Origin of the sequence: Tundrisphaera macrotermitis (assembly GCF_051175315.1) — a bacterium.
Lineage (GTDB): Bacteria > Planctomycetota > Planctomycetia > Isosphaerales > Isosphaeraceae > Tundrisphaera.
In genome coordinates, this window is record NZ_CP195100.1 from 4939913 (window position 1) to 4957308 (window position 17396).

Annotated in this window: 11 protein-coding genes; 9 read left to right on the forward strand and 2 right to left on the reverse strand. The window is 71.0% G+C overall.

What is annotated here, in order from left to right; genetic code table 11:
- Positions 1 to 14: 14 nt before the first annotated feature.
- The 3 genes from TA3x_RS19995 to TA3x_RS20005 all read left to right on the forward strand — a co-directional run bounded on the left by TA3x_RS19995 (position 15) and on the right by TA3x_RS20005 (position 5252).
- Positions 15 to 2690, forward strand: a complete 2676-nt coding sequence (locus TA3x_RS19995) for a M16 family metallopeptidase (RefSeq protein ID WP_435016433.1) — start codon at positions 15 to 17, stop codon at positions 2688 to 2690.
- A gap of 327 nt (positions 2691 to 3017) precedes the next feature.
- Positions 3018 to 3461, forward strand: a complete 444-nt coding sequence (locus TA3x_RS20000) for a hypothetical protein (RefSeq protein WP_435016434.1) — start codon at positions 3018 to 3020, stop codon at positions 3459 to 3461.
- Positions 3462 to 3662: 201 nt separating this feature from the next.
- Positions 3663 to 5252: a prenyltransferase/squalene oxidase repeat-containing protein gene (locus TA3x_RS20005; RefSeq protein WP_435016435.1), complete on the forward strand. Its 1590-nt coding sequence runs from the start codon at positions 3663 to 3665 to the stop codon at positions 5250 to 5252.
- A 12-nt stretch (positions 5253 to 5264) separates the two neighbouring features.
- Here the strand turns inward: TA3x_RS20005 and TA3x_RS20010 are convergent, their stop codons facing one another.
- Complete coding sequence (locus TA3x_RS20010; protein WP_435016436.1) at positions 5265 to 6056, reverse strand: hypothetical protein; 792 nt, start codon at positions 6054 to 6056, stop codon at positions 5265 to 5267.
- Between the two features lie 260 nt (positions 6057 to 6316).
- On the opposite strand from TA3x_RS20010, the gene TA3x_RS20015 reads away from it, so the two are divergent.
- From TA3x_RS20015 to TA3x_RS20035, 5 genes are all read left to right on the forward strand, one after another.
- Complete coding sequence (locus TA3x_RS20015; RefSeq protein WP_435016437.1) at positions 6317 to 8041, forward strand: serine/threonine-protein kinase; 1725 nt, start codon at positions 6317 to 6319, stop codon at positions 8039 to 8041.
- A 52-nt stretch (positions 8042 to 8093) separates the two neighbouring features.
- The gene (locus TA3x_RS20020) at positions 8094 to 9824 is read left to right on the forward strand and encodes a SpoIIE family protein phosphatase (protein WP_435016438.1); all 1731 of its coding nucleotides are present in this window, start codon (positions 8094 to 8096) and stop codon (positions 9822 to 9824) included.
- A gap of 86 nt (positions 9825 to 9910) precedes the next feature.
- Complete coding sequence (locus tag TA3x_RS20025; protein WP_435016439.1) at positions 9911 to 10327, forward strand: SUKH-4 family immunity protein; 417 nt, start codon at positions 9911 to 9913, stop codon at positions 10325 to 10327.
- 457 nt (positions 10328 to 10784) lie between these two features.
- A complete protein-coding gene (locus TA3x_RS20030) occupies positions 10785 to 12368 on the forward strand; it encodes an NAD(P)/FAD-dependent oxidoreductase (protein ID WP_435016440.1) in 1584 nt (527 codons plus the stop codon).
- Between the two features lie 114 nt (positions 12369 to 12482).
- Positions 12483 to 15575, forward strand: a complete 3093-nt coding sequence (locus tag TA3x_RS20035; RefSeq protein WP_435016441.1) for a PQQ-dependent sugar dehydrogenase — start codon at positions 12483 to 12485, stop codon at positions 15573 to 15575.
- A 63-nt stretch (positions 15576 to 15638) separates the two neighbouring features.
- Here TA3x_RS20035 and TA3x_RS20040 read toward each other — a convergent pair whose 3' ends face one another.
- Positions 15639 to 16355, reverse strand: a complete 717-nt coding sequence (locus tag TA3x_RS20040; RefSeq protein ID WP_435016442.1) for a class I SAM-dependent methyltransferase — start codon at positions 16353 to 16355, stop codon at positions 15639 to 15641.
- A 184-nt stretch (positions 16356 to 16539) separates the two neighbouring features.
- On the opposite strand from TA3x_RS20040, the gene TA3x_RS20045 reads away from it, so the two are divergent.
- Entirely contained in the window at positions 16540 to 17391 is an 852-nt protein-coding gene (locus tag TA3x_RS20045) for an alpha/beta fold hydrolase (protein ID WP_435016443.1), read from the forward strand.
- Positions 17392 to 17396: the final 5 nt, after the last annotated feature.

Here is a 17396-nt window from a genome sequence, read left to right on the forward strand (position 1 = left end):
GACGCCCCCGAACCGTGAATCCCCCCCTGAAGCTCCCCGAGATCCGGTTTGCCAGGACGACCCTGGGCAATGGCCTCGACGTGATCGCCCGCCGCCAGGGGCCGCTGCCGGTCGTCGCCGTGAACCTGTGGTATCACGTCGGCTCCAAGAACGAGGAGCGCCGGCAGAGGGGGTTCGCGCATTTATTCGAACACCTGATGTTCGAAGGCTCGGAGCATTATCCGGGCGACTTCTTCAAGCCTTTGCAGAAGAAGGGGGCGAGCATCAACGGCTCGACCTCGTCGGACCGGACCAACTACTTCGCCGACCTGCCCGCCGCCCACGTCGAGCTGGCGTTGGCGATGGAGTCGGACCGGATGGGGCACTTCCTGCCCGCGCTGGACGACCACAAGATCCGGGTGCAGAAGGACGTGGTCAAGAACGAGTACCGCCAGAACGTGGCCAACCGCCCCTACGGGATGGCCTGGCGGCTGCTCTCCGAGGCGTTGTATCCCCCCGACCACCCCTATAGCTGGACCACGATCGGGGTGATGGAGGACGTCGAGGCGGCGACCCGCGACGACGTGGAGGCGTTCTTCCGCCGGTTCTACGTCCCGGCCAACGCCAGCCTGGCGATCGTCGGCGACATCGACGAGGACCGCGCCTTCGCCCTGGCCGAGCGCTACTTCGGCGACCTGCCCGGCGGCACCCGGTCGCTGACGCCCCACGCCCCCGACGCCTCGCTGTCCGAGTCCAAGACGATCACGGTCCGCGACCGGGTCGAGCTGGACCGGATCTACCTGAAGTGGCACACGGTCCGCCAGTTCGAGCCCGACGACGCCCCGCTGGTGCTGCTGGCCGACATCCTGGGCCGGGGCAAGACCAGCCGCCTGTTCCGCCGCCTGGTGGTCGAGACCGGGCTGGCCCAGGACGCGTCGGCCTACCAGTCGGGCCGGGAGCTGGCCGGGTCGTTCGGCGTGACCGTGACCCTGCGCCCCGGCCAGTCGTGGGAGGAGGCCGAGGCGATCGTCGACGAGGAGCTGGCGCGGATCGCCGGCCGGGGCGTGGAGCCCGAGGAACTCACGCGGGTCCAGAACGGCCGCCTGGCCGGGTTCCTCTACGCGCTGGACAACGTGGGCGGGTTCGGCGGGGTGGCCGACCGGCTCAACGCCTTTAACATCTACCTGGGCGACCCCGGCCGGATCACCTCCGACCTGGCCCGCTACCAGTCCGTCACGCCCGAGGACATCCAGGACGCGGCGCGGGACTACCTGGCCGGCAAGCCCCGCGTCGGCCTGACCGTCCTGGGCCGCAAGCCGGCCCCGGCCGCGCAGCCGCTCGACCGCAAGGTCCCGCCCCCCGCCGCGCCGGCCGCCCCGTTCCGGGCGCCGGTGCCCGAGCCGAGGGTCCTGCGCTGCGGCGTCCCCCTGTGGGTGATCCCGCGCCGGGACCTGCCGATTGTCGCCGCCACGTTCATCCTGGACGCCGGGGCCGCCACCCACGGGCCGGACCGGGGCGGGCTGGCCGGGCTGACCGCCGACCTGCTCGACGAGGGGACGGAGAAACGGACCTCGCACCAGATCGCCTTGGCCGCCGAGGGGATGGGGACATCTCTGTCCGTCTCCGCCGGCTGGGACGGGGCGTCGGTCGGCTTCCAGTGCCTGACCCCCCACCTGGCCGCCAGCCTCGACCTCGCGGCCGACGTCCTGCTCAACCCGAGCTTCCCGGCCGAGGAGTGGGACCGGATCCACGCCCAGACCCTGGCCGGGCTGCGGGCCGGCCGCGACAGCGCCGAGACCCGCGCCGGGCGGGCCCTGCTCCGGGCCCTGTACCCGTCCGACCACCCGTTCCGCCTGCCCGTCGACGGCGACGAATCGACCGTGGCCCGGCTGACCCGCGAGGACGCCCGCGCCTTCCACCGGGCCCGCTACGTCCCGGCCCACGCCGCCTGCGTGGTGGCCGGCGACGTCGACCCCGAGGCGATCGCCGCCCGGATCGACGACGCCCTGGCCGGCTGGTCGGGCCCCGCCCCGGAGACGCCGCCGGCCCTGGCCCGGCCGGACCGTCCGTCGGGCATCCGCCTGCTGTTGCTCGATCGCCCCGGCGCCCCGCAGGCGGTGGTCCGGGCCGGGCACGTCGGCACCCACCGGCTCGACCCCGACTACACCGACCTGATGGTCTGGAACCAGATTTTGGGCGGGCAATTCACCTCAAGGCTCAACAGCAAGCTCCGCGAGGAGAAGGGCTTCACCTACGGGGTCCGCTCCCACTTCGATTGCCGACGCGCCGCCGGGCCGTTCCTGGTCTCGTCGTCGCTCCAGGCCGACCGCCTGGGCGAGGCTTTGGAAGACCTCCGGGGCGAGGTGGCCGCCCTGCTCAACGACCGGCCGCCGACCGCCGCCGAACTCGACGACGCCCGCCGCTCCCTCATCGAGGGGCAGGCCCGCCAGTTCGAGACCCCCTCGGCCCTGGTCGCCCGCTATGCCGGGCTGTTCCTCCACGGCTTCCCCGCCGACCACCACGCCCGGTTCGCCGAACGGCTCGAAGCCGTGACCCTCTCGACCCTGGTCGAGGCCGCCGGCCGCCAGGTCGCCCCGGACGCCTTCACCATCGTGGTCGTGGCCGACGCCGACTCGGTCGCCCCCGCCCTCGAATCGCTGGGCTGGGCCGAGGTGGAACGCTTCGACGACCGGGATCAGCCGGTGGGTTGAACCGATCAGTCGCCGCTCATGATCTACGTCGCCCCGATTCGCTTGCCATGTCTCGCCGATCGACCGAACATCGCCTGAAACCGTCTGGGTGGCTGTGGTTGGCTTGCCAACCACGGCGCCGGCGAGCCCGATCGTCGTCGATGCCCAGGGTCGACCGGCCCAGCATCGAGTCCTCTCGCGACAGACCTGATCCCTCAAGGAATGTCCAGGGCTCGAATCGTCAAGGTCATCGCGGTCGTACGGTCGGCCGACCTCGGCCATCGAAGTGGATCAGGCTCGTGGGCGCCGTGGTTGGCAAGCCAACCACAGCCACCCGGCCGCTCAGGAATGGGTCGTCTCCCCATCATCGAGGACTTCCCGGGCTTCGCGTCGGATCGAGTCCCAATCGGCCCGGGTCATCTCGATCGTTTCCCCCTCCAACCCTTCGAGCAGCTTGGCATCGAGGGCACGGCGGGCTCTTCGTTTCATCGCATCTGCGACCATCTCATCAAGTTCCTCGGCCGCATCTCGCATCGATCCCAGGACCGGATCGGGGCCCGACGCTCGTTCGCTCGCGGCATTCATCAAGCCGATCGGGCCCTGGTCGGCCGTGCCGGCGATCGGGCGATCCTCCTCGCGGACGGGCATGCCGAACATCCGTCGGAGGGACTCGGCCACGGCGTCGTCGATCGAGGAAAACTGACCCCCGAGGACGCGGGCCCGGAGCATGGCGATAAGGTCTTCGGGCAGGTCGATGTCCATGGGCATGTTCTCAGGGCGGCCCAGGATTGAAGGATAGGGGGACGGGCGGCGTCTTCATCGTAGCGGGGAGAATATCCGCCGACAATTCGAGGTCGGGGTGTCTTCCCGATGCGGCCGGCGGCGTTACCATAAGGGGGTGATGGTGCCCGGCCGCCCTCTCTCGCGGTCCCTCCCGGCCGCCGTCGTCCGACCGCTCGATCGTCCGAACCGGCCCCGGGGACCGTCGCCATCATGCCGCATGCTGCTCGACCGCGCTGGAGGCGGATCGCCGGGGTCCGCGTCCGTCGGCTCCTGCATCGCCTCGACCGGGAGGCCCCGGCGTGGGTCGAAGACCTCCCGTCGTGGGGGACCAGCCTGCTGATCCACGCCGTGGCGCTGGTGGTCCTGGCGACGTTCGCCTACGTGACCTCCGGGCCCGCCGAGAGCGAGTTCGCCGGCTCGTTCATCGCGATGCCCACCGACGACATCACCTCGCTGGGCCCGGCCGACCAGTCGGGCGACCCGTTCAACGCCGAGCAGACCCCGGACACGCCGTCGCTGGCGATCGAGCCGGCCGACGCGACGATCGCCCAGCCCCCGCCGTCGGAGCGGCTCCGGTTCTCGCCCGATCTGGTGGTCGCCAGCCGCTCGATCCGCGATGACGCGGCCGGCCTGTCCGCGGAGATCCGGGCCGCCAACGGCGTCCGGGGCGGGCTCTCGGGCGTCAAGGTCCACGTCGAGGACATGACCGCCCCGTTCGCCGGCCGGATGGCGGGGACCAAGGGGGAGATGGTCCGGCGCGAGGGGGGATCGACCAGGTCGGAGAAGGCCGTCCAGGAGGGGCTGGCCTGGCTGGCCCGCCACCAGGCCAAGTCGGGCGGCTGGCACCTCAACGTCGCGGGCGAATGCAACCGCGAGCCCGGCTGCCCCGGCGAAACCTTCGCCGAGTGCGACACCGCCGCCACCGGACTGGCGCTCCTGCCGTTCCTGGGCGCCGGGCACATCCACACCCAGCCCAGCCCCTATCAGGAGAACGTCCGGCGCGGGTTGGAATGGCTCCTGGCCCACCAGTCCAAGGAGGGGGAGCTGTTCATCGAGGGCTTCCCCAACGCCCAGTTCTACGCCCACGCCATCGCCACGATGGCCCTGTGCGAGGCCTACGGGCTGAGCAAGGAGGACCGGCTCAAGGAGCCCTGCCAGCGGGCCATCGGCTTCATCGAGCGCGGCCAGAACAAGCAGGATGGCGGCTGGCGCTACTCCCCCGGGATGCCCGGCGACACGTCGGTCCTGGGCTGGCAGATGTTCGCCCTCCGCTCGGCCCGCCTGGCGGGGCTCGACGTCTCGGCCAACGTCCTCAAGGGCTGCTCGCACTACCTGGACCTCGCCGCCGGCGATCGCAACGGGACCGCCTACGGCTACATGCCCGGCCGCCCGCCCACCCCCACGATGAACGCGGAGGGCCTGCTGTGCCGCCAGTACCTGGGCTGGACCCGCGACAAGCCGGCGCTGGTCAAAGGGGTGAATGCCGTGTGGGGCGAGCTGCAGATGTCGGGCGAGCGGAACATCTATTACTGGTACTACGCCACCCAGCTGCTGCACAACATGCAGAACAAGGCCTGGCGGCAGTGGAATCCGAAGATCCGCGACGGGCTGGTCGCCACCCAGATCGGCGGCGACGGCTGCGACCGGGGGAGCTGGAGCCCGTTCCTCCCCCAGCCCGATCGCTGGGGGCTCCGCGCCGGCCGCGTCTACGAGACGGCGCTTTCGGTCCTGACGCTGGAGGTGTATTACCGCTTCCTGCCGCTGTATCGCCCGTCGGTCGCCGAAGCGCCGAAGCTCTGAGGCCGGCCGGGATCAGGGGGCGAACTGGTGGAGCGGCATGGTCTTGTAGAGGACCAGCCGCGACACGTCCAGGCCGCGGACCCCGGCGGTCTCGGAGACGACGTAGACAAGGTCCCCCGGCCGGGCATAGGAGGACGTGCCCGGGGTGATCTGGGTGACGGTCAACCCTTCGGGGCCGGGCATCACGGTGAGCTGGTTGGAGCCCATGACCGCGACCCGCACCGGGTTGGTGCCGATCGGGTTGCCCACGACGTGCATCTGGTTGGGGGTCATCCACTCCTGGGGCGTCCAGAAGTTGGTGATCCCCTCCACCCGCATCTGGTCGATGTCGAATCCCGTGATGGTCCGGTTGAAGCCGTGGGAACTCTGGTAGGTGGGGGTGACCAGCGACCGGGCGTCCGCCTCGTAGACGTCGATGTGCTCGGCGACCATCGTGTTGTTCTGCACCCCGAACCCGTTGACCTCGATCAGCGATTGCGGGGTGAGCAGGTCGGGCGAGCTGGGCCACCGGACCAGGAACTGGCGGATGTTCTCCACCGGGATCGGGAACTGCTGGCCGCGTTCGTTCTGGACCACCAGCCACTTGGGGGTGGCCGTGATGATCTCGCCCCATTCCCCCGGGGCCTGCTGCATGGCGTCGGGCAGCACCCGCGCCACCGGGGTCTGGAAGGCGCTGCCGTCGGGGTTGGCGGCGGTGATCCCGTAGGGCGGGACGATCGGGTTCTGGGCCTGGGCCTGGAGGGCCAGGCCGGCGGCCGCCAGGCCCAGGGCCGCCGCGAATCCCACTTGCACGCGGATCGTCATGGCCGTCTCCCCCGTCGCGCCTGGTCCCCGGTCGCGCCGGGCCCGGTGCCGGCGATCGTCCCGGATCAGCTTCGAATCTACCACCCCGAGGCGCGGGAATCGACCCTCGGCGGCGTCGAATTCTCATGTTCGATGGGGAGTCCCTCCGGATTTGCGGCGGCGGGCCGGATGGCGTACACTGGTCGACGGCTCGACGCGGGCGGCGCGCGATGGGCGTGGCACCGGCCCGGCGAGCGGCCCGGGATGACGGTGCGCCCGCCATGAGCCAGCCGGACGGAACATCCCCGACCACCGACTTCTCCCAGGGCGACCCCGCGGCCCCGGCCCCCAACGACGGCCGGCGGCCCATGGAAGGATTGACCCTGGGCGACTTCCGGATCGGCCGGCCCCTGGGCAAGGGGGGGATGGGCGAGGTCTATGCCGCCCACCAGATCAGCCTGAACCGCGAGGTGGCCCTGAAGGTCCTCCGCAAGGACCTGCTCACCAACCCGACCTACCTGGCCCGGTTCGAGGCCGAGGCCCACGCCGCGGCCAAGCTCAACCACCCGCACATCGTCCACATCTATGCGCTGGGGAACGTCGAAGGGATCCGGTTCATCGCGATGGAATACGTCGCCGGGACCAACCTCCGCGAGTACCTCCTGCGCAAGGGGCCGCCCGACCTGGCGCTGGCCCTGTCGATCATGCGGCAGTCCGGCGCGGCGGTGGGGGCGGCCGGCGAGGTCGGCCTGGTCCACCGCGACATCAAGCCGGAGAACCTGCTGCTGACCAAGAAGGGGCAGGTCAAGGTCGCCGACTTCGGCCTGTCGCGCAACCTCGACGACGACACCCACCACGTCACCCAGCCGGGCGTGACGATGGGCACGCCCCTGTACATGAGCCCGGAGCAGGCCCGGGGCCGGGCCCTGGACCACCGCAGCGACCTGTACTCGCTGGGCGTGACCTTCTACCACATGCTCAGCGGGTCGCCGCCGTTCCGGGCCGAGACGGCGCTGGCGCTGGCCATGAAGCACGTGTCGGACACCCCGATCGACCTGTCGGTCCACCGCCCCGACCTGCCGATCGACCTGACCCGGCTGGTCATGAAGCTGATGGCCAAGAGCCCGGACCACCGGTACCAGTCGGCCGCGGAGATGCTCCGCGACCTGACCCGGATCCGCGAGACGATCGCCGTCGCCTCGATGACCAACATCCCCGCGACTCCCGGGACCGGCTCGAACCCTTCCGTCCCGATCACCAACCCGGCGCCCGCCGCCGAGGCCCCCGGCCCCGCCGCCGAGGCACCGCCCCGGCCGCCGTTCCGGCTGCCGATCGCCCGGCCCGGCAAGAAGGCCCTGGCCCTGGCCTCGGCGCTGGGGCTGCTGGCGGGTGCGGGGGCCGGCTGGCTGGCCCGCCCCCGCGACCTGCTCTCCGCGAAGGCTGGCACCCAGGGCCCCGCCCACCCGGCCGGATGGCTCGCCCCGGGCTGGCGGGACGTGCCCCGGAGGGGGAACGCCCTGGCCCAGTATCGCCACGCCCAGCTCCTGCCCACGGCCGGGGAGCGGATGCCCGCCTGGGTGGCCGTCCCGGGCTTCTTTCCCAACGACGAGTCCCTGGCCTATCGTTCCTATGGCCAGGTTGCCCGCGAGCTGTTCCGGGCCCGCGACCGCGACCGGCTCGTCGGGCTCGCCGCCATCCTGGACAACCTCCCGGCCCGGTCCCGCGGCCAGGCCCAGGCCCTGGCGCGGGTGATGCGGCTCGGCGTGCTGGCCCTGGACGGCGACGCCGAGAAGGTGCTCGGCGAGCTCTCCGCGGGCGGCCCCGGCGGCCTCGGCGGCCTCGACGACCCCGGCCTGGCCGATTTCGCCCTCGAAATCGTCCTACGTTTGGGGCGAGACGAGGCCCGGCTGAAGCTGTCCCCGGCGGCCTCCGCCAGGCTCCGGGACGCCCGGGACCGCCTGGCCCGGCACCTCGTCGAGCTCAGGAAGAAGGACGCCCAGGGCTGATCCCGCCGTCGGAACCCGCTGTCGTGGTGGCCTCGATCATGGAGCAGAGCGCATGGCGGTCCTGAAGAAGGTCGGGCCCGAACCCGCCGGCCAGATCATCGAGATCAAGGGCGATCCGTTCGTGATCGGGCGCCTCCAGGATTGCCACATCATCCTCGACTCGACGGGCGTCAGCCGCAAGCATGCCGAGATCCGCCGCGACGGGGACCGCTACGCCCTGGTCGACCTCCACTCGCGCAACTTCACCTTCCTGAACAACCAGAAGGTCAACCCCGACCAGCCCGCGCCCACGCTCTCGGCCAACGACCGGATCAAGATCTGCGAGGTCGAGTTCGTCTTCTACCCCCAGGCCCCGGCGGCCCGGCCACCGCAGCCCACCCCGCCCGGCGACGAGATGATCGTCACCGAAGGCAAGGACGACCTGTCCAACGCCGTCCACACGCTGGACGCCTCGCGCACCAGCAGCATGGCCAGCGCCGTCCGCCCGGAGGTCAAGCTCAAGGCGATCCTGGAGATCTCGCGCAACCTGTCCAGCGACCTCAAGATCGAGACCGTCGCCCCCAAGATCGTCGATTCCCTGATGGAACTCTTCCCCCAGTCGGAGCGGGGGTTCCTGATCCTGATCGACCCGGCCAGCAAGAAGCTGGTCCGCAAGGCGTTCAAGTATCGCCCCAACCGCCGATCGTCGCTGGCCGCCCCGTTCGCCGACGAGGTGCCCATGAGCATCAGCCGGACGATCGTCAACCACGTGATCGAGCAGAAGAAGGCGATGCTCAGCCAGGACGCCGGGGCCGACTCCGACCTGAAGATCACCGACTCGATCACCGAGCTGAAGATCCGGTCGGTCATGTGCGTCCCGCTGGTCACGCCCGACGGCGAGGTCCTGGGCATCATCCAGCTGGACACCAGCGACCGCCGCCAGTTCCTCCAGGACGACCTCGACGTGCTGGCCGCCGTGGCCGGCCAGGCGGCCATCGCGGTCCAGAACGCCGCGATGCACGAGAAGCTGCTCAAGAGCGTGGCCCTGGGCCGCGACCTGGCGATCGCCGAGACGGTCCAGAAGCGGTTCCTCCCGCACGACGTCCCCAAGATCCCCGGCTTCGAGTTCTTCGCCTTCTACCAGCCCACCTACGAGGTGGGGGGCGACTACTACGACTTCGTCCCGCTGCCCGACGACCGGATCGGGATCGCCCTGGGGGACGTGGCGGGCAAGGGGGTGGCCGCCGCCCTGATGATGGCCAAGTTCTCCGGCGACACCCGATTCTGCGTCTCCACCGAGCCGACGCCGATGGCCGCGATCGCCAAGCTCAACGGCCTGATGTGCGACGCCGGCATCGACGAGAAGTTCATGACCATGAGCCTGATCCTCCTGGACATCGGGGCGAGGAAGATCACCCTCTGCTCGGCCGGCCACCCCCCGCTGATGATCCGCCGCGCCAACGGCGAGGTGGAGGAGATCGGCGAGGACATCAGCGGGTTCCCGCTGGGCATCATGCCCGGCTGGCAGTACAAGTCGGCCGAGGCCACCATCGAGCCCGGCGACGTGGTGGTCGTCTACTCCGACGGCGTGACCGACGCCCGCAGCCCCTCCGAAAAAATCTACGACTCCCGCGAGCACCGCCGCCTCATCAAGCGCATCGCCGACTCCCCGGGCGGCCCCGAGGCCGTCGGCAAGTCGATCCTCCAGGAGATCCGCGAGTTCTCCCTCGGCCAGAAGCAGGCCGACGACATCACCCTGGTCTGCTTCGGGCCGAAGGCGGGCAAGAACGCGAAGTCGACCTGAAGTGGGTAGCCCGCCACTTCGGCTCGGACAGGTGGGCGGTGCTCACCCTACAGAGGCTTCGATGACAGGGTGCCGGGGGTGATTCGATGGATCTGGCGGCAATTGGAGCTGAGGTTGCCCTGAAACTGCCCGAGCAATACGAGCCGCTCTTGCTGACTTTCTATGGCGTCAGAACCCGGACGAAAGGGCAATTCGCAGTCATCGGGGATGACGAGGGCACAGAGTTTTGCATCGAACCTTCGACCGGCTCGGTCCTATCCATCGACTTCGAAGGCCAGGTGCCGACTCGCTTCGTCAATTCGAGCATCGGTCAACTATCGCGGTTCGTCGATGGCTACGCTGACTACGCGAGACGGGTAGGTCTGGTACAATCCGAGGAAGAAGCCGCCGCGATGGTTCGCGAACTACGCGAACGCCTCTTGCTGATCGACGCTGGAGCATTTGAGACCCCTGAATGCTGGTGGACACTTGTGCTGGAGCAGGCGGAAGACGGCCTGCTCTAGCCTGGGTAGGGTGGGCACCGCCCACCACGCCGACTCAAGCAGGTGGGCGGTGCCCACCCTACCTAGACTGGTCTGCTTCGGGCCGAAGGCGAGCAAGGCGTCAAGTAATCCGGATGGGGGCATCTCTCTCGCGAAGCCAGACTCTCGTCGATATCCCGCCGATTGTGTGTGGCCTCTGCGAGGCCGCCGGGAGTGCGGCAGGCCGATCGGTGATTGCCGCGCCACACGGCCCGTGGCTCGGCCGGCTTCCGGCCTCGAAGAGGCCAGCTACAAGAAACGCCGACCTCCAGACTTGATCCCTACCGTCCTTCGATGCCCGATGATTCTGCGGCCGATCAGGCTGACTTGACCCGGATCGATGACCGGCAACAATTGTCATCCCGCGCCGCGAACAACATCCATGACGGTCCCGCCTGCGAGCAACGGCATCCCCAAGCCCCAACCCTGAACGGTCATCATGTCCTGGAAAGTCGCCAACATCCGCCTGGAACTCGACGAACCCGAGCAGGCGCTGCCGGAGAAGCTGGCCGCGCGGCTGGGCGTGGGGGCCGGGGGGATCGCCCATTACCGGATCCTGCGCAAGAGCCTGGACGCCCGCAAGCATGACGACCTCCACTTCGTCTACGCGGCCGAGGTCGACCTGCCCGACACGCCGATCCACCCGGCCGGTCCGGGGCTGGCGGAGTACGTGCCCGAGCGGTTCGTCTGGCCCGCGCCCGGGGAGGCGGCGCTGGAGCATCGGCCGGTCATCATCGGCGCGGGGCCGGCGGGATTATTCGCCGGATACATGCTGGCGCTGGAGGGGTATCGGCCGCTGATCCTGGAACGGGGCCGCGACGTCAAGGATCGCGTGGCCGACGTCCGGGCGTTCGACAAGGGGGGGCCGGTCGACGCCGAGAGCAACTACCTGTTCGGCGAGGGCGGGGCCGGCACGTTCAGCGACGGCAAGCTCACCAGCCGGGGCACCGGGCCCGACGTCCAGCGCGTCCTGGAGATCCTGGCCGACTGCCATGGCAAGCCGTCGATCCTCTACGAGGCCCGCCCGCACCTGGGGTCGAACCGGCTCCCCTTGATCGTCCGGACCTTGCGGCGGAAGTTCGAGGCGCTGGGCGGGGAGATCCGGTTCTCGTGCCGGGTCGAGGACCTGGAGATCCGCGACGGCCGGGTCCGGGGGCTGATGACCAGCTCCGGGCACGTCCCGGCCGACGCGGCGGTGCTGGCCATCGGCCACAGCGCCCGGGACACGTACGGGATGCTCCTGCGCCGGGGCGTGCCGCTGGAGGCCAAGGCGTTCCAGTTCGGCGTCCGGATCGAGCAGCCGCAGACGCAGGTCAACGTCGCCCGCCACGGGGCGTTCTCGGAGCACCCCGCGCTGGGGGCGGCGGACTACAACCTGAACGTCCGCGCGGGCAGCCGGGACCTGTTCACCTTCTGCATGTGCGCCGGCGGCTACGTGATGGGCAGCGTGAGCGAGCCGGGCTACTTCTGCACCAACGGGATGAGCGAGAGCCGGCACGACTCCCCCTATGCCAACAGCGGCCTCGTGGTGACGATCACCCCGGAGGACATGGGCAGCCGCCACCCCCTGGCGGGCGTCCACTTCCAGCAACGGGCCGAGCGGCTGGCCTACCTGGCGACCGACCGGACCTACAAGGCCCCGATCCAGTGGGCCCGCGACCTCCTGGGCGGCCGGGCCAGCCGGGGCAAGCTGCCGTCGAGCTACGAGCGGGGCACGAAGCCGGTCGACCTCGGGACGATCCTCCAGCCCGTCGTGATGGAGGCCCTGGAGCGTGGCCTGCCCGCCATGGATCGCCGGTTCCGGGGGATGTTCCTGCGGGATGCCACTTTGGTCGGCCCCGAGTCGCGCGGCAGCTCGCCGGTCCGCATCCCCCGCGACGATGCCTCGCGCCAGCACCCGGCCGTGGCCGGCCTCTACCCCTGCGGCGAGGGGGCGGGCTACGCGGGCGGGATCATCAGCGCGGCCGTCGACGGCCTCCGCACCGCCCGCGCGATGGTCGCCACCTTCGCCCGCCCGGCGTAGGCGTAGGCGGGCCTCGGCTTGCCCCGGCCGACGCCATGAGCTATCGTCATCCTTGTATCCCCCAATGATGACGGGGCAGGAGGCCCGCCGATCCCGACCCGGTCGAGGCCCTCCATGCCCATCCCGCGCCGATCGCCCACGCGTCGCCCCCGGCTCGAATCGCTCGAAGGCCGCCGGCTCCTGGCCACCCTGCCGGCGGGGTTCTCCGAGGTCGCGGTCGCGGCCGGGGTCTCCAACGGCTCGGCGATGGAGATCGCCCCGGACGGCCGGCTCTGGGTGCTGGGGCAGGGGGGGACGGTCCAGGTCTTCCGCGACGGCAGCACCGCCGGGGCCTCCGCGCTGACGATCCCGGGCTCGGCCATCGACTCCCGGGGCGAGCGGGGATTGCTGGGGATCGCCTTCGACCCGGCCTATGACGTGGCGAGCCCCGCCCCCGACTACGTCTACCTGTATTACACCTCGACCGCCGGGGGCGTCCACAACCGGATCAGCCGGTTCACGGCCGACAACACCAACCCCGACCGGCCCACGCTCTCGGGCGAATCGGTGCTCGTCGAACTCGACCCCCTCTCCACGGCGACCAACCACAACGGCGGGGCGATCCACTTCGGGCCCGATGGCAAGCTCTACGTCGCCGTAGGCGAGAATGCCCGGGGCGCCAACGCCCAGGACCTGACCAACCGCCTGGGCAAGATCCTCCGCTACAACGCCGACGGGTCGATCCCCTCGGACAACCCGACCAGCTTCCCGGGCATCACCGGGACGACGACCGGGGCGAACCGGGCGATCTGGGCCGTCGGCCTCCGCAATCCCTACACCTTCGCGTTCCAGCCCGGCACCGGGCTGATGTTCATCAATGACGTCGGCCAGGCGGCTTTCGAAGAGATCAACGTCGGCCTGCCTGGCCTGAATTATGGCTGGCCGACCACCGAAGGGAATTTCGACCAGGCCACCTATCCCAACTTCACCGAACCATATTACGCCTATGGGCATGGTTCCGGCACCGACGAAGGGTTCGCGATCACCGGCGGGGCCTTCTACAACCCGTCCCCCACGGCCACGGCCCAGTTCCCGACGTCGTACCAGGGCGATTACTTCTTCGCCGACTTCGTGAATAGCTGGATCAACGTGATCGACGCCGGGACCAGGGGGGTGACCCGGTTCGCCTCCGACGCCGCCTCGGTGGTGGACCTGCGGCTGGCCCCCGACGGGAGCCTGCTCTACCTGTCCCGGGGCAACAGCGGCGTCTACCGGGTCTTCCCGACCCCGGACCAGTTGCCGAACATCACGCAGCCTCCGCAGGATCAGGTCGCGACGATCGGCCGGCCGGCGACCTTCTCGGTGGTCGCCACCGGGGCGGCCCCGCTGGCCTACCAGTGGGAGCGTGCCGGGGCCGGCTCCGATGCCTTCGCGCCGATCCCCGGCGCCACCGGGCCGGGCTATACCCTGGCCAACGCGCAGGCCGGGGACGACGGGGCCCGATTCCGGGTCGTGGTGTCCAACGGCCTCGGCTCGCGGACCTCGCCCGCCGCGACCCTGACGGCCACGGCCAACCAGGCCCCCACGGCGACGATCGCGATCGACTCGGGGCTGACGAACGACCGGTTCATCGCCGGCCGGGCGATCAGCTTCACGGCGACCGCGACCGACCCCGAGGACGGGGCCCTCCCGGCGTCGAGCCTGTCGTACCGGGTCGAGTACATCACCAGCATCGCGAGCGGCAGCCCGGCGGTCCGCCCGTTCGTGCCGGAGACGGCCGGGACGGCCTCGGCGAGCTTCACCCCGAGCACGACCGGGCCGTATACCCTGACCGACGTGGCCTACCGGATCACGGTCACGGCGACCGACTCCGCCGGCCGGACCACGGTCGTCACCCAGGACATCAGCCCCAACGTCGCGACCCTCACCGTGACGACCCGGCCGGTCGGCCTGACGGTCACGGTGGACGGCCAGCCGTTCCGCTCCCCCCGCACGTTCGACAGCGTGGTTGGGTTCGAGCGGATCATCGGGGCCGACGCCTCGCAGGCGGCCGGCGGGCGGACCTACACCTTCGCCGGCTGGTCCGACGGCGGGGCGGCGACCCACGCGATCGCGACCCCCGCGACCGCCACCGCCTACGTCGCCGCGTTCAACCCGCCGATCCCGATCGGCGGCGGGGTGCCGGCCGACTACGACGGCGACGGCCGGACCGACATCGCCGTCTACCTGCCCGTCGCCGGCGCCCTGGCCTATCGCCCCTCGTCCGGTGGGGAGGGCGTCCTGGTCCCGTTCGGGTTCGCGGGGGAGGGGCAGACCCTCCCGGCCCAGGGGGATTACGACGGCGACGGCCGGACCGACGTGGCCGCCTTCCTGCCCGGGCCGGCGATCTATGCTTATCGCCCGTCGTCGGGAGGGCCCGACGTGCTGATCCCCTTCGGAGCGGGCGGCGCGGGCGGGTCGATCCCGGTGCCGGGCGACTACTTCGGCACCGGCCGCGACGAGGTCGCCGTCTACCTGCCGGCCTTCGGCCAGTTCGCGATCCGCCCGGCCTCGGGGGGCCCCGACCGGATCATCCCGTTCGGCTTCGCGGGGTCGGGCCTCACCCTCCCGGCCGTCGGCGACTACGACGGCGACGGCAAGGACGACATCGCCGCCTACCTGCCCACGCTCGGCCTGATGGCGATCCGGCCCTCGTCCGGCGGGGCCGATCAACTGATCCCGTTCGGCGCGCCCGGGCTGGAGGCCGTCCCGATCACGGGGGATTACGACGGCGACGGCCGGGCCGACCTGGCCCTGTTCTTCCCCGGCTCGTCGATCTTCGCCTACCGGCCGTCCGGGGGCGGTCCCGACGTCCTCGCGGCGTTCGGCTCGGGGGGGGATGCGACCATCCCGGTGCCCGGCGATTATTCGGGTTCGGGCCGGACCGAACTGGCGTTCTTCTACGCCCCCACGGCCGACTTCGCCTATCGGCCCGCGGGCGGGGGGGCCGACGTGATCGTCCGGTTCGGCTCGGCCGGCGCCTCGCTGCCGGTCGCCGAGACGCCGGGCTCGCAGGCCGCCTCGTTCGTGTCGATCGCCCGTGCCCCGGGCGCCTCGGACGCGGCCCCTCCGGCCCGGAAGAACACAACGACCGTTTCCAGGCGGGCCGACCTGCCCCGCCGTCCGGTCGTCTCCGCCCTCCAGTCCGCGAAACGGGCTGGAGTTGATGGGAATCCGGGGACGGCCTGAGCGGGACGGAATCCATCCCGGGATCGATCGGGGGGCCGGCCTGGCGGGCCGGCCCCTTCGATGTCAGCGGGCGACGGCCTGGCCCTGGCGGGCCGGCGACCCGACCTCGGCGAAGTGCGGGGCCGGGATCGCCGAGGCGGGGGCGACCGCCTCGGACAGGAGGAACGGGGCCAGGCCCCGGTGGACCTTCTGGGCGACGCCTTCGAAGCCGGCCGCGGCGTACAGGTCGCGGATCCGGCGGGCCGAGGCGTGGTGGACCTCCCCCTCGATCCCGGCGACGCAGACGTCGTAGATCAGCCAGCCCCAGGGGCGGTCGCGATAGCCGTCGATCAGCATCAGCCGACCGCCCGGCTTGAGCACGCGCCGCATCTCGGCGACGGCCCCGGCCTGGTTCGGGTAGTGGTGGAAGCTGTTGGCGCAGGTCACGACGTCGAACGTCCCCCGCGCGAACGGCAGGCGCTCGCTGTCAGCCTGCACCGGGAACACCTTGTCGGCGTGCTGCTTCCAGCGGGCCTTGCCCTTGGTCAGCATCCCGGCCACGAGGTCGATGCCCACCACCTCGGCCCGGGGGAACGCCTCGCGGATCCGGCCGGCGAACACGCCCGTGCCGCAGCCCACGTCCAGGATCCGGAGCGGCTTGTTGTCGCCGTGTTCCCGCTTGATCTTGGCGATGATCGCCCGGTGCGACGGCCCGAACAGCATCCACTGGAGGACGCTCCGGTCGTAGCTCTCGCTCCAGCGGGTGAACTCGTGCGTCGCCTGGTGCTTGTCGTATCCCATCGGAGCCTCCTTGCCCGTCATGGAAGTCGCGTCTTGGTTGTCGGCGAACGGCTTATAAAGCGCGTCCCCGATCTCCGCAAGGCGAACTTTCCCGGATTCTCGATCTCGGGCGTCCGAAACCGGCCGGGCCCGCGAGGGGTAAGCCGGGGAGAGAACAACAAAGACGGAGCGGGGACGAACATCGATGAGACGACGTGCGATCTTGCTGGCGGCGGTGACCGGGATCCTGGCGGTCGGGGCCGCGTGGGCCCGGGCCCGGCAGGCGACCGTCCCGGAGGGGGTCGCGTTCGAGCCCGACATCACCTATGCCACCGCCGGCGGCGAGGCGTTGCGTCTCGACCTGGCCCGTCCCCAATCCGGCGACGGCCCGTTCCCTCTGGTCGTCTGCATCCACGGAGGGGGCTGGCAGGCGGGCAGCAAGGCCGACTTCCGCACCGCCGCCTTCGGCCTGGCCCAGCAGGGGTTCGCGGCGGCCTCGGTGCAGTATCGGCTCGCCCCCAGGCACCCCTTCCCGGCGCAGTATGACGACGTCAAGGCGGCGGTCGCGGCGCTCCGCGAGCGGGCCAAGGAGTGGAAGATCGACCCCGACCGCGTCGCCGTGCTGGGCGGGTCCGCGGGCGGCCACCTCGCCCTGATGCTGGCGACCGACCCGGCCCTCAAGATCAAGGCCGCCGTCTCGCTGGCCGGGCCGACCGACCTGACCCGCTCGTTCCCGGAGGAGACCGACCGCATCGTCCGTACCCTGATCGGCCCGGACGCCCCCGACCCGGCCGAGGCCCGCCGCCTGGCCAGCCCGATCCGCCGGGTCGGCCCCGGCGTCGCCCCCATCCTGATGATCCACGGCGACCAGGATGAGATCGTCCCCTACGACCAGTCGACGACGATGCGCGACGCCTATCGCGGCGCCGGGCTCGACGCCGAACTGCTCACGATCCGCGGCGGCAAGCACGGCGGAGGGGGCTCGGCCGAGGACGGCGCCTCGGCCATCCTCAAGGCCGTCGAATTCCTCCGGTCGCACCTCAAGGCCGGCCCCTGATTCCA